Raw genomic sequence first — 472 nt, 5'->3', positions numbered from 1 at the left:
TTGATTCGTACAGCGTTGAATTTACGGTAAAAAACTCTTGTTCTGTCATGCTGTTATTCCCTTTTTGCCGATGGGATTCTAAATAAGAATCTACAAGCTGTTGATTATCGCCAACTGGCGACGCTTGGCAAGCGATGTTATTTCGCACACCGTGATTTTCGCAAATTCGTTTTTTAAACCGAGAGCCCTATACGTTCTGTAACACGTAAATGGCAAATTTGCTGTTAATCTCAGACATATGAAATATTTTAGCTATATTGTGCCCAGTTTCTTGGTACTATTAGCCCGCTGAACTTATTGACGGTTTTTAGAATGTTTCATCCTGTCTCTATATTTATTGGATTGAGATACCTGCGCGGACGCTCCGGTGACAGGTTTAGCCGATTTGTCTCCTATATGTCGACAGCTGGCATCACGGTTGGCGTGATGTCATTGGTCACGGTGTTATCGGTGATGAACGGCTTTGAGGCGC

Annotated in this window: 1 pseudogene; it reads left to right on the top strand. The window is 42.6% G+C overall.

The features are described from left to right. Positions 1–312 precede the first annotated feature (312 nt). Positions 313–472, top strand: a pseudogene (locus CIK04_RS26380) (lipoprotein-releasing system transmembrane subunit LolC); the annotation flags it as partial.

The sequence above is a fragment of the Vibrio sp. 03_296 genome (genome assembly GCF_002265885.1).
Note: the sequence above shows the minus strand (reverse complement) of the source record. Positions and strands in the feature narration are given on the sequence as shown.